The organism is Arenibacter aquaticus (assembly GCF_003957295.1).
GTDB classification, from domain to species: Bacteria; Bacteroidota; Bacteroidia; order Flavobacteriales; family Flavobacteriaceae; genus Arenibacter; species Arenibacter aquaticus.
Genome location: NZ_RQPJ01000002.1, coordinates 1 through 12,874, shown reverse-complemented (window position 1 = coordinate 12,874; position 12,874 = coordinate 1). Strand labels below are relative to the sequence as shown.

General features: G+C 39.5%; 7 protein-coding genes. 3 read left to right on the top strand and 4 right to left on the bottom strand.

Going from position 1 to position 12,874, the window contains the following annotated elements:
- Positions 1-3 precede the first annotated feature (3 nt).
- The 3 genes from EHW67_RS03155 to EHW67_RS03145 form a co-directional block, all read right to left on the bottom strand.
- Entirely contained in the window at positions 4-1,335 is a 1,332-nt protein-coding gene (locus EHW67_RS03155; protein WP_126160913.1) for an OmpA family protein, read from the bottom strand.
- A 308-nt stretch (positions 1,336-1,643) separates the two neighbouring features.
- Positions 1,644-4,109: a PQQ-binding-like beta-propeller repeat protein gene (locus EHW67_RS03150; protein ID WP_126160912.1), complete on the bottom strand. Its 2,466-nt coding sequence runs from the start codon at positions 4,107-4,109 to the stop codon at positions 1,644-1,646.
- A gap of 29 nt (positions 4,110-4,138) precedes the next feature.
- Positions 4,139-4,735, bottom strand: a complete 597-nt coding sequence (locus EHW67_RS03145) for a ribonuclease HII (RefSeq protein WP_126160911.1) — start codon at positions 4,733-4,735, stop codon at positions 4,139-4,141.
- 481 nt (positions 4,736-5,216) lie between these two features.
- Here EHW67_RS03145 and EHW67_RS03140 point away from each other — a divergent pair, with 481 nt between their 5' ends.
- The 3 genes from EHW67_RS03140 (at position 5,217) to EHW67_RS03130 (ending at position 12,259) form a co-directional block, all read left to right on the top strand.
- The gene (locus EHW67_RS03140; RefSeq protein ID WP_126160910.1) at positions 5,217-8,480 is read left to right on the top strand and encodes a SusC/RagA family TonB-linked outer membrane protein; all 3,264 of its coding nucleotides are present in this window, start codon (positions 5,217-5,219) and stop codon (positions 8,478-8,480) included.
- An 11-nt stretch (positions 8,481-8,491) separates the two neighbouring features.
- Positions 8,492-10,051 carry a SusD/RagB family nutrient-binding outer membrane lipoprotein gene (locus EHW67_RS03135; RefSeq protein ID WP_126160909.1) on the top strand — a complete coding sequence of 520 codons (1,560 nt, stop codon included), beginning with the start codon at positions 8,492-8,494 and terminating at the stop codon, positions 10,049-10,051.
- A gap of 219 nt (positions 10,052-10,270) precedes the next feature.
- Positions 10,271-12,259, top strand: a complete 1,989-nt coding sequence (locus tag EHW67_RS03130) for a putative porin (RefSeq protein WP_126160908.1) — start codon at positions 10,271-10,273, stop codon at positions 12,257-12,259.
- 393 nt (positions 12,260-12,652) lie between these two features.
- Here the strand turns inward: EHW67_RS03130 and EHW67_RS20635 are convergent.
- On the bottom strand, positions 12,653-12,874 hold a 222-nt coding region (locus EHW67_RS20635; RefSeq protein ID WP_238389832.1), incomplete at its 5' end, for a hypothetical protein.

Genomic DNA, 12,874 nt, shown 5'->3' with positions numbered 1-12,874 from the left:
TACTTATATCTTTTTAAAAACCACTCTTCTATTCTGTGCTTTGCCATCAGGGGTAGTATTGTCACCTACAGGTTCCGTTTCACCTTTACCATCTGTCTGTAGCCTACCGCCATCTATACCGTATACACTCACCAAAGCCTCTTTTACCGCTAAGGCGCGTTTTTGGGACAAGGTTAGATTGGTGTCTTCTTGTCCGTCCGAATCTGTATGTCCTATTATTAAAAGATTCATGCTGTTTTCTTGTTGAAGTACTTGGGAAATTTGCCGAATAATGCCCATGGATTGGGGCTGTAGATTTGCAGAACCGGAATGAAATAGGATACCGTTGGTAGATACTTCCCCTTCAGAAATAAGTGTACGGCGTAGGTCCAGTCCTCCTTCCGCTACTTTAAGGTTGCTTATAAATACACGCTCCTTACCGTCCTTAAAATTATTCATATTGAATTTTAAAGTGCTCAGAATACCTCCTTGGGGAACGATCCTTGGGATGTCTATATGTTTTTCTTCATTGACCCATAGTCTAAAGCGCTGTTTGTTGACTGCTATGGATATGTGCGGGCCAGCCATTATTTCATCTCTAAGATCGGCCCGGACCACACTGTAAATTTCCCTTTTGTTGTTTATATGGTTGGACATGGTAATGCCTATAGGGGAATATTGGCAGAAAGGTATGGATGCGTGAACAAAGTTAGCGCCATTCTTAAATTTGTTGTCATCACTCAGGGCTATCCTTAGCTTTGCAGTGGAGGAAGTTTGTCTGTCCAGGCCCAATGCCATGATGTCAAATTCAATGGTGTAATCCTCCGGAAGTTTAGGGACGTCTGGAATAAAATAAATGTTGTATCCAGAAATTAATTCCAGCCACTTAACTTCAGAATTATTCGTTGATACTACCTCCCCACCTCCATTGGTATTCCATTTGGATGGAAAATCGCCAATGAAATCATTGGAGAAATCATCATAAAAAAGGGGTTTGTCACCTGGTACATAATCAAACTTGCTATATACCTCAATGGTTTTTTCACCACTAGTAGGGAACGTCCCTTCGCTATTACCACTGCTAACCCCAGGATTTCCCTGTCCTGATGGAGGTAGCGGATCTCCAACCTGCGGATTGGTGGAAGGACCCTTGCTGCCTGGCTCCAAGATGCTGTCCAGGGCCTGGTCCGTTTTTTCGGTAGTTTCTTTGTCTACACGCCTTTCAATGGTGCGTTCCGCAGCTCTTTGGGCCCGTTTTCCCAATTTTTTTAAAATTTGTCCTTGAACTGTAGTTGAGAATGTAAATATGAATAGAAAGGATAGAAGTGTTTTGGGGAAAATTTTGAAGCGATTCATAATCTTTATTTTTAGTGTTGCCTTATAGGGTGTGTCTATAACTTATTGTAGACTAACCCTATACTAAAAATAAAAAAAATAGGGGTTTATCGTTATACAGGTGTATAAGTGGCTTGGTTTATTGTATTAATGGCCCCGGTGACTACTTAGTTGTCTCTCGAAGATATTATCACAAATCGTTATAAAACCAACAAATAGTTTGTTTTAGGCATATTAGGGCTGGTGTATGGTCTTTACGCGGCCACTCTGGAGTTTCTAAAATTATAAAAACCTATACCTTATAGTAGTGTTAAAGCTAGATTCTAAAGTTAGTTGATCTTATAAACAATAATGGCGTTATCTTGGTCTTTGGCTACCAGTTCCAATTTGTGGTCTCTATCCATATCGCTAAGGTCAATAAGTGAATTCCCTGGCACTGGGAAGTTGGAAATAGACTTAGCTTGACTATCAAAAAGGTATATTTTTTGACTTTGAATATCTGTTACACTAACATAGATCTTATCGTTTAAGTAGAAAATTCGGGGCTTGGAATACACTCCAAGTTCCAATTCTACTTTCTTGCTTCTAATGGTTAGTACGTTGTCGTTCATCACTGTCAAGGTATTGGTGGTGGCATCCAAGCCGTGATCGGGGAGCAAGTCTAGATTGGCAGTGGTCAATTTTCCTTTTTGATCAATTTGGTATAGTCGCCCTTTGGTGTCGGTTACTGTGAATTTGTTTTTATGAAGGAGTACTTCGTTATCGGAAAAATCAATCTTATTGGGTACTTGTACGCGCACGTCCCCGGTTCTTGATAGTATTTTTAGTTCACCACTTTCCAGTTTCATCACTAGATAATCTTTTCTTCCTACCCTAAAGTGCTTAGGTGTTCCAATGATGGGCTGCTCTGCCTTAGTGTATTTAAAGCCCTTTACGATCTGCCCTTGACGATTGTACATGAACACTTTGTTCCCTTGGGTCACAACAAAGCGGTAGTCTTTTTTCCGGTCGTAATCAAAAACAGCAAGGGGATTTAAATTGCCGCCATCAAAAGTGAGGTTGAAAGGCAGTACTTCCTTGCCATTTCGATCCAATATCAAAAATTGGTTGTTGGTTGTGAAGGCTAATTGCAGTTTGCCATTTTTGTAAAGATCTACCTGTTCTATTCGTCCTTGTATTCTGCCTTTCAATTCTTTCTTCCATATAATTTTGCCGTCAGTAGAGATTAAATAAAGATTGTTGTCATTATCTTGAACTACAATTTCGTCTTTGTTGGTTCTGTGGTTTTTTACAAACTGGGGTAGGGATGCAATTTCCGTTTCTAGTTGTAGTGTAAAATACGGTATGGTTTTATTGAGTGTGGTCTCATGGGCAATTTTTTGAAAAAGAATGTTGGTATGATGAAAATTATCATCGGCAACCCATTGGCTGGCAAAAGAATATTCGTCAAGATCTTTGATCTTAATATCCTTTCTTAAGTCCTCTTTAAAATACTCATTTAAAAAGTATTCAATTCCCTCGGCCTTGGAAACAAACAGTATGGAGGACTCATCCGCCAACTGTGCCTTTGCAGTATTGTAGGTGGAGGTCTTCTCAAAGGTAGAAGCATTTTTAAAATTGCCTATAATGGTTTTAAGGGTCTCCGTAGTATTGGCAAACACAAAAGCGTCTTCTATGATGGTATAATAATTAGCCTTGTAACCGTTTATCAATGGGGTGAAGTACATGTCTAAAAAATCCGATTCACTTAGGGCTATAATTTCATTGCCTTGATATTCCTGGGATGATTTTTTAATGCTGTCCAAAAAATTAAGAATATCCTCAGAGCCATATGTATGAAGTATTACGGCTTTGTCATTGTTCAAAAAGACATGGCCAACTTCCTCTACGGCTTTAAAGGTTGCATCCAACACAGTTGATCTGTCCAAATATTTTTTTTGATTTTGGGCAAAGGCTTCATAGTCGTCAAAAGTGTAGGCCAGTATGGCATCGGCCCCCATTGGCGCTATATTTGGAGTCCTAGGGGTTAGGGCGTGGTTGTTTTTGAAAAGACTTCCAAAACTCATAATAGAGTCTTGGGCCATACTTATTCCATTAAGTTTTAAATGGTCCTTGTTGGTATTAAAATCCATGGATATCCAATCGGTAAATTTAGAAATTTTCACCTTAAAGGCATCGGCTAAGATGTGGTGAAGTAGTGAATTGCTTTTATTGGCATTTATAAAAATGTTGGCACTACTTTGACTACTGGCTATTTGGTAGAGCTTGGTTAGGGGCTCCGCCACATTAAGCTCCTTGTTGTTTCTTATTAGGTTTTCAATCAATATTTGTGAGGACCCCACTATAATTTTGTTGTCTATTACGGTAGAGAAGAAGTTGGTATTATTTATATTGTATTTATCAAAGCTTTTTCCTTCGTAGTTTATGCTTTCAACCACAACATTGGGCTCCTCGGATATTTGGAAAAGGTCATTAGTGTTTTCTGCAACCAAGAGCAGCTCAAAATTCTCCTTCCCCAATTCAACGAAGGCCAATATACTTTCTCCAGAGGGGTGTATGTATTGTAGCGACTTTAGTTTGCCCAAAACGGCATTATACGTTGTTGTAGAGGATAGTGTTTTTAGTAGGTCGCTATTCTCCAGTTCGCTAGAAAAGGAGGGCTTGTCATTTATTTTTATGATTATGGAGCTATTCCGGGGAACATAATGGAGTAGTGGGTCGGTGGTGGTGCCTTGTTCTTCGCACCCTATTGTAAAAATGAATAAAGAAAATACTAGGAGTAATCTATATTTCATAAATAAAACTTTCAGCAAATTTAATATTTTTAAATGTCTAGTTTTAGTTGGTCTGGCAATTGCTTAAAACTTTTACGATGGTATTTGGTAATACCGTATTGCCTTATGGCTTCCCTGTGTTCCTTGGTGGGATAACCTTTGTTTTTTTTCCAGTTGTACATTGGATATTCTAGGTGAATTTTTTCCATATAGGCATCTCTGTACGTTTTGGCGAGTACCGAGGCTGCCGCAATACTCAAATATTTTCCATCACCTTTTACAATGCAGGTATGCGGTATATTTGGGTAGGGATTAAATCTATTGCCGTCCACTATTATATACTCTGGGGTTGTGGTCAACTGGTCCAAAGCCCTGTGCATTGCCAAAAAAGAGGCGTTGAGGATATTAATATCGTCAATTTCTTCAGGGAATACTTGGGCAATCCCAAAAGTGGCAGCATCAGTTTCTATAATGGGTTTTAGGTTATTGCGTTTAATCTCGGTCAAAATTTTGGAGTCATTTAGCATGTCATTGCTATAATCCTTGGGCAAAATAACTGCAGCCGCAGTTACAGGTCCGGCCAAACAGCCTCTACCGGCCTCGTCCGTACCTGCTTCAAGATGGGTTTTGTAATAGGCTTTTAACATTTTGGACACTCTTTTGTCGTCAGAACAACAATCACTAATTATACAACAGACCGTCCTGACTATTTTTGGTACACTATTCCTACTCTTTCCTAAGAGTTTGTCAAATTTAGAAATATTTAATGGCGATGATTGGTTGTTGCGTACAAATTATGAGGTAAAGAGTAAGGAAGTTTACTCTTATCAGTTTTTCTTAAATAAGAAAGAAGCTTTTTTAAGGCTAGTAGAAAGTGGGGAGCGCCCACACTATTAGATAAGTTGTGGTGTGGAATGCTGGCTGAGGGAAATAGCACTTAAAACTGTATTGATTTTTATTAGAGTTTATCGAATAGGAAATAGGTGGCTCAATACGCAAAAATTTGATAATATCCAATGACCTTACGGTTATTAGTGGTACAAAAAAATAATATTATGTGATAAAATTTAGGATTTTTAACATTTTTTTTACAAGTTTGTGATTAACTAATTCATAAAAATTAACTATATGAAATCAAAGCTAACTTGGATTTTAGCCCCGGTTTTGGGGTTGTTCATGAGTTTTTCCTATGCACAGGAAAAGACGATCAAAGGTGCGGTTACAGACCAAATGGGGATGCCACTACCAGGTGTAAACATTGTGGTGGAGGGGACTACAAATGGTACACAAACCGATTTTGATGGTAATTATACCATCACGGGATCAGAAGGACAGACACTGGTGTTCAGTTATATTGGACAGAAAAGTATCTCAAAGGTAATTGGCTTAACGTCTACTATTGATGTAGTTATGGAGGAGGATGCCGAAGCATTGGAAGAAGTGGTAGTAACCGCTTTGGGTATTTCCCGGGATAAAAAATCCTTGGGATATGCAACGCAGGAGGTTCAAGGGGAGGAATTGAACACGGTGAAGAGCGGTAACTTTGTAAATGCACTTTCTGGAAAGGCCGCTGGTATTCAGATTAGAAAAAACAATAACATGGGGGGGTCTACCAATGTGGTTATTAGGGGTAATGCCTCCTTGACCGGGAGTAACCAAGCGTTGTTCGTTGTTGATGGTGTGCCTATAAGCAATACGAATTCCAATTCAGAGTATCAAGGCGAGGCAAGTGGTAACTATTATGATTATGGTAATACTGCCTCCGATATTAATCCTGAAGATATTGAGTCGGTAAACGTGTTAAAAGGAGCGGCTGCTTCTGCTCTTTATGGTTCCAGAGCTGCCAATGGGGTTATTATGATTACTACCAAAAAAGGTAAGGACGCTGCCGGAATAGGAATAACCGTTAATTCTGGGATCACGATTGGTTCTATAGACAAAAGTACCTTTGCTAAGTATCAAGATCAATACGGCGCTGGTTATGGGGCTTATTATGATGGGCCTGGTGGATTCTGGTATGAGGAAGATATTACAGGAGACGGCAATGACGATCAGGTAGTGGTATATACGGAAGATGCTTCCTATGGCGCACCCTTTGATTCCAATTTAATGGTATATCAATGGGATTCTTTTGATCCGGATTCGCCAAACTACAGAACAGCTACCCCTTGGGTAAATGCCAAAAACGGACCAATAACTTTTTTTGAAACGCCCATAACAACTACTAATTCGGTTTCTTTTGCGAGATCTTATGAGGATGATGGATCGTTTAGATTGAACTATACTCGATTTGATCAAAGTGGATTAATGCCGAACAGTTCCATTAAAAAGCATAATTTCTCAATGAGCGGCTCATTTAAGTTGACCGATCGTTTAACCATTACTGGATATGCCAATTATATAAATACCAAAGCATTGGGTCGTAATTCTACGGGTTATAATGATAATATTATCAGTAATTTTAAGCAATGGTGGCAAACCAATGTGGATATAAAAGACCTGGAAGAAATTTATTTTGCAACCAAAAGAAATGTTACCTGGAATCCGGCAACCAGTGATGCTGGTTCGGCACCTATTTTTTGGGATAACCCATATTGGACCCGTTACGAGAATTATCAAAACGACGGTAGGAATAGATTTATAGGTAATGTTTCATTAAATTATGAGTTTGCGGACTGGCTGAACTTTACCGCAAGGGTGGCTACTGATACCTATTCTGAATTGCAAGAGGAAAGAAGGGCCAATGGTAGTGTTCCAACAAGCTTTGGTATTCCTGATAGCGCAGGTAATAGGGGGAATGTAGACTCCGGTTACGGAAGAAGAAATCTGGATGTTACTGAGACTAATTATGATTTCTTTTTTAATTTTCAAAAAGACTTATCCGATGATTTTAATTTAAAGGCAATTTTAGGAACCAATATTAGAAGGAATGATTTTCAATCTATTTACTCGGCTACAAGTGGTGGGCTGAGTGTTCCTAGGCTTTATTCACTGCAAAACAGTACCGGTCCGCTTTCGTTACCTGTTGAAAGGGATGAAAAAATTGGAGTAGATGGGGTTTATGCAAGTGCATCCCTGGGATATAGAAGTATGCTTTATCTTGATGCTACGCTAAGAAGGGACCACTCTTCCACCTTGCCAGAGGACAATAGTACTTTTTATTATCCATCCATAGCTGCCAGTTTTGTGTTTACCAATCTTTTAAATGCTGATTTTGTCTCTTTTGGTAAATTGAGAGCCAACTATGCAGAAGTAGGTAATAGTGCGCCGTTCGACTTTCTGTATGATACCTATAATGTAAACATTCCGCCAGGGGCGCCAAGTACTTCTGTGGATAATCAAAAAAAGAATCCAGAATTAAAGCCTGAAAGAACGGAGAGCATTGAGCTAGGATTGGAGATGAAATTCTTGCGAAATAGATTGAGTTTTGATTTGGCTTATTATCAAACCAATTCCGTTGATCAAATTTTTGGCGTGCCTGTGTCAAGAGCAACTGGTTTTGAGAAAAAAATTCTTAATGCAGGAGAAATTGAAAACAAGGGTATAGAGCTTTCTATTTCCGGGAATCCGGTAAGAACGGAGGACTTTAATTGGACAGCAAGTGTTAACTGGACCAAAAACAAAAATGAGGTGGTGTCATTGGAAGATGGAATACAAACCTTGCAATTGGGAGATTTTCAAGGAGGGGTAACCATCAATGCGGAAGTTGGTAAGCCTTATGGACTTATCTACGGAACAGACTATACATATTTAAATGGAGAGCGAGTGGTTGACCCCTCGGACGGGCAATATATTAAAACCTCTACTTCAGATCAGACTATCGGAGACACCAACCCGGATTGGTTAATGGGTATATCCAATAAGTTCAACTACAAAAATTTTTCCTTGAGCTTTTTGATCGATATTCAACAAGGAGGAAGTATATTTTCATTGGACCAATATTATGGTCGTGCAACCGGTCTGTATGAGGAGACCGTATTTATTAATGACTTGGGTAACCCCGTCAGGAATTCCTTGGCTGATGGTGGTGGTTTTATCAACGAAGGTGTAAATCCAGATGGTGCTACAAACACGGCTAGGATAAGGGCCGACAGATTTGGGGCTTTCGGGTATAGAAGAGGTTTGCCAGACAGTGCATTTGTTTATGACGCCAGCTACGTGAAATTACGTGAAGTGGCACTTGTCTATAACTTTCCCGGTAAATTATTGGCCGATACCTTTTTGACCAATGCCAGTTTAAGTGTTATTGGATCTAACTTATGGATAATTAACAAAAATATTCCACATGAGGATCCGGAAGGAGGTTTGTCTGCTGGTAACCTGCAAGGGTATTCTGTTGGGTCGTTGCCCACTACAAGGGATTTTGGAGTCAATCTTAAATTACAATTTTAAAAAAAATAAATATGAAAAAATTAGCAATATTAATTACCGCCGTGATTTTTGCTTCTTGTTCCAGTGATTTGGAAAGTCTGAACGAGAATATCAAGGATCCATTGGCTGTACCGGGTGAAAGTTTGTTTACCGGAGCCCAGAAAAACTTGGTGGACCAAGTGGTTGATCTTAATGTGAACAACAACAATACTAAACTTTGGGCCCAGTATTTACAAGAAACCACTTATACGGACGAAAGTAACTATGATCAGGTTACTAGAACCATTCCTGAAAAACATTGGAGTGTATTGTATAAGGATGTTTTAAAGGATTTGGATGAAGCTAAGAATGTCATTGAGGCAACCACTTACAGCACTCCTGAACTGGAAGCTTTAAAGCCGAATAAGCTTGTAGTTATTGAGATTTTGAATATCTATACTTATGCTCTTTTGGTGGAAACTTTTGGAGATGTTCCCTATTCAGAGGCTTTGGATATAGATAATCTACTTCCTGTTTACGATGATGGGGAAACAATCTATAAGGATTTGGTGGCAAGGTTAACCACTGCAATAGGCGCCTTGGACGAGGGTACAGGAAGTTTTGGTGATGCCGATCGGATTTATGGAGGTGACGTAGTAAAATGGAAAAAATTTGCTGCTTCCTTAAAATTGAGAATGGGTATACTTTTATCTGATGTAGATCCTGCCTTTGCCAAAAGTACGGTAGAGAGTGCTGTGGATACAGGGGTGTTTACCGGTAATGAGGATAATGCCTCGTATGAATATTTAGGTTCGGATCCCAATACAAATCCTATACATGATAATTTGGTTTTAAGTGGAAGAAAGGATTTTGTTGCGGCAACAACTATTATAGATATTATGCAGCCCAGAAGTTATGAGTACTTGGAAGATTCCAATGAGGATGGGGAGATCAATGAAGATGATGATCGAAGCGTAGTACCGGGATCTGTTACGGTTACAGACCCTAGGATGAAATATTATTTTGCTCCCAACGTGGATGCAGATCCTACAGTGGAACAAGTGGTGTATTTTGGAGGGGAAATTGGAAATACTGCTAGTTACGCTTCACATACCCATGTATCTGCCGAAATAGAGGAGGCTACCTTTCCTGGAATAATCTTGGACTATGCCGAAGTACGATTTTTATTGGCAGAGGCAAGAGCAAGATCATTTGAGGTTGGAGGGACTGCCAAAGAACATTATGATGCCGCTATTACAGCTTCCATTTTGGACTGGGGAGGTACTGAAGCCGAGGCTGCGGCATATTTGGCAGAACCTACTGTGGATTATGATTTGGCTATATTGGCCAGCACTGCCGATATGCCTTGGAAAGAAGTGATTGGAACACAGAAATGGATTGCTCTTTTTAATAGGGGATTAGAGGCTTGGACTTCCATTAGATTATTGGATTATCCACTTATGGCCACTCCGGTAGAGGCTGTTTCCGGGTTTCCAAATAGATATACTTATCCAATTATTGAGCAGTCCCTGAACGGGGATAATTATAGTTCTGCCTCCTCTGCTATAGGTGGGGATGAAGCAGAAACACAGTTGTTCTGGGACTTGAACTAGAGCAAGTTTAATTTCTTTAATGCGAACCTGTAGGGGAACCTGCAGGTTTTTTTTGTGGAACTAAGAGGGGTTACTGTGTCATGGGTCGTTCATTTGTTAGGGAGATGTTCGTTTACGGGGATTCTTGTGGCTTCAGCGGTAAGGTCATTTTTTAGTTTTTGAAACTTTCACATTTCATTAAGGACAAAAAAATTAACTTTGTCAATGTAAGTTTGTAGCATGAGATATATAGTGACACTTTTAATAGTGTTTTTTAGTCAAGCCATTAATGCCCAAGATAACCCTATTCCTCCATCAAGGGATGGGGATGATTCAGAGGTGGATCGCCCAACTAAAAATATACCACCTAAGAAAAATAGAGAGGTTGCCACCCAGGAGATTACCATTAAAGATTATAAGATTATTGGGTATGAGCGGGACACCACCTTTTTGGATACCACTATTTCTATACAGAAGGAATATAAATACAACTTTTTAAGAAGGGATGATTTTGAGCTAATGCCTTTTGCCAATGTGGGCCAACCCTACAATAAACTGGGGGTCAATTTTGATCAACGGGATATGTATCCCAAAATAGGGGCCAGTGCTAAACATTATAATTACATGGAGGCGCGGGATGTAAAATATTACAATGTGGCAACCCCCATGTCCGATCTAATGTTTAAAACAACCTTTGAACAAGGGCAGCTTTTAGATGCCCTTCTGGCTTTTAATACCTCTCGAAGGTTAAACTTTTCGCTGGGATATAAAGGGTTTAGGTCTCTGGGGAAATATCAATATAATGAAGCTGAGTCTGGAAACTTTAAGCTAACCTCCAACTACCAGACCAAAGATGAGAGGTATAGTTTACGGGCGCATATTGCGGCTCAGAATATGGAGTCAGAAGAAAATGGCGGACTTGCCAATAAGGAGTTGCAGTTTGAATCAGGGGATTCAGAATTTACGGATCGTTCCAGGATAGATGTTCTTTTTTCGGATGCTACTAACCGCGTATTGGGAAAACGTTATTATATGGATCATAGGTATGTCTTGTTTGGTAAAAAACGCGATACGGGCCAAGCAAGAACGACCTCGCTGACCTTGGGGCACGATTTTAGTTATGAGACCAAATATTACCAGTACAAGCAAAGTGGGCAAAACGATTATTTTGGAGATAGCTTTGAGACGGCAATTAGTGATAAATCCAGTCTAAAGACTACCTTTAATCAGCTGAGTGCACAATTTGCCAATAAAACCTTGGGTGTGCTTACCGGTCATATAAATCACTATCACTATAATTATTTCTTTAACTCGGTTCTGCAGACCGAAACCCAATTGATCCAAAGTCAATTGAGCGGGGAGGAGATTGCCGTGGGGGCTAAATACGTGAAGAAAATTGGAGGGTTTCAATTAAACGGATCAGCCCAGGCCAATGTCTCCGGGGATTTATCCGGAAGCTTGTTGGATGCTTTTGCAAGTTATGATATTAATAAGAACAACAAGCTTAAGTTTTCCGTTCACTCGTCTTCAAGAATGCCGGATTTTAATTTTTTATTATATCAAAGTGATTACCAAAATTATAATTGGCAACATACGGATGATTTTAATAAGCAGAACAACATTGGTTTTCAATTTAACCTTGAGTCTAGTGTCCTAGGTGATGTAATGGCCAAGTATACTTCTTTGGATAACTATACCTATTTTGCTTCCGATCCCAGTGCAACCATAGAGGAGGGGAGTGAGCAGGCATTTATTAAACCCTTCCAGGAGGGTAATGCCATAGATTTAATAAAGATTAAATACGCCAAGGAATTTAAATGGAAAGGTTTTGCGCTGAACAATACGGTTATGTACCAAAATGTTTCACAGACCAATGATGTGTTGCATGTTCCGGAATTGGTAACTAGGAATACCTTGTATTTTTCCAGCTTTGTGTTTAAGAAGGCAATGTACCTGCAAACCGGGGTAACTTTTAAATATTTTACGGCATATAAGGCAGATGCCTATAATCCGGTCTTGGGGGAGTTCTATTCCCAATCCCAGGAAGAATTGGGTGGATTCCCAATGTTGGATTTCTTTATCAATGCCCGTGTTCAGCAAACAAGGATATTCCTCAAGGCCGAGCACTTTAACTCAGCGTTTACCGAAAACAACTTTTATTCTGCACCCAACTATCCATATAGGGATTTCGTGATACGATTTGGTTTGGTGTGGAATTTCTTTTCCTGATATCATTTTTTTTAGTTAGTATTTTGGGGAGGATTCTCTTCTTGCTCTGGCTAGGTTCTGCGCTATCCCAACTGCTTAGTTGTATGGATGCCCTTATTGTTCTTTTGTCTAGGGGGAGAGCCTTGTGTTGTGGTAGCTGTAATTGCTGGTTATGCCTGTTGTGCAGTATCTATAAAAGGACAATAATATATATAGGTGGTGTTTTTTGTTTAATATGTCCAATAAAGGTTTGTTGATTGGCATGATGTGCATGTTTTTTGCAGCATTTCTTATCTTGTTATTCTAGGCTAGATATTTGTGGTGATTTTTTTAAGACATAATGTATTGTTACTTAAAGGGTTGTGTTTTGTTGCGAAAAAAAAGCGAAAAAAGTTTCAAAAAACGCTTGTGGATTTAAAAAAGGGTGGTAGATTTGCACCCCGCTAACGGAGCAATTGCGAAGTAGGGCGGCGAGGTGCTAGAGGCACCGTGTTCATTGAGATGTTGTCCCGCTTGTCCAGGTAAAAAAGAAAAAACATTTTTTTTCAAAAAAAAGCTTGGCAGGTTAAAAAAAGGTTGTACATTTGCAGCCGCTTTGGGAAACAGAGCGAACGAGAAAAAAGAGTAAACGAGTTC

Coding starts and splice junctions, on each gene's coding strand:
- EHW67_RS03155 (WP_126160913.1), bottom strand. CDS start 1,335: ATGAATCGCTTCAAAATTTTCCCCAAAACACTTCTATCCTTTCTATTC.
- EHW67_RS03150 (WP_126160912.1), bottom strand. CDS start 4,109: ATGAAATATAGATTACTCCTAGTATTTTCTTTATTCATTTTTACAATA.
- EHW67_RS03145 (WP_126160911.1), bottom strand. CDS start 4,735: ATGTTAAAAGCCTATTACAAAACCCATCTTGAAGCAGGTACGGACGAG.
- EHW67_RS03140 (WP_126160910.1), top strand. CDS start 5,217: ATGAAATCAAAGCTAACTTGGATTTTAGCCCCGGTTTTGGGGTTGTTC.
- EHW67_RS03135 (WP_126160909.1), top strand. CDS start 8,492: ATGAAAAAATTAGCAATATTAATTACCGCCGTGATTTTTGCTTCTTGT.
- EHW67_RS03130 (WP_126160908.1), top strand. CDS start 10,271: ATGAGATATATAGTGACACTTTTAATAGTGTTTTTTAGTCAAGCCATT.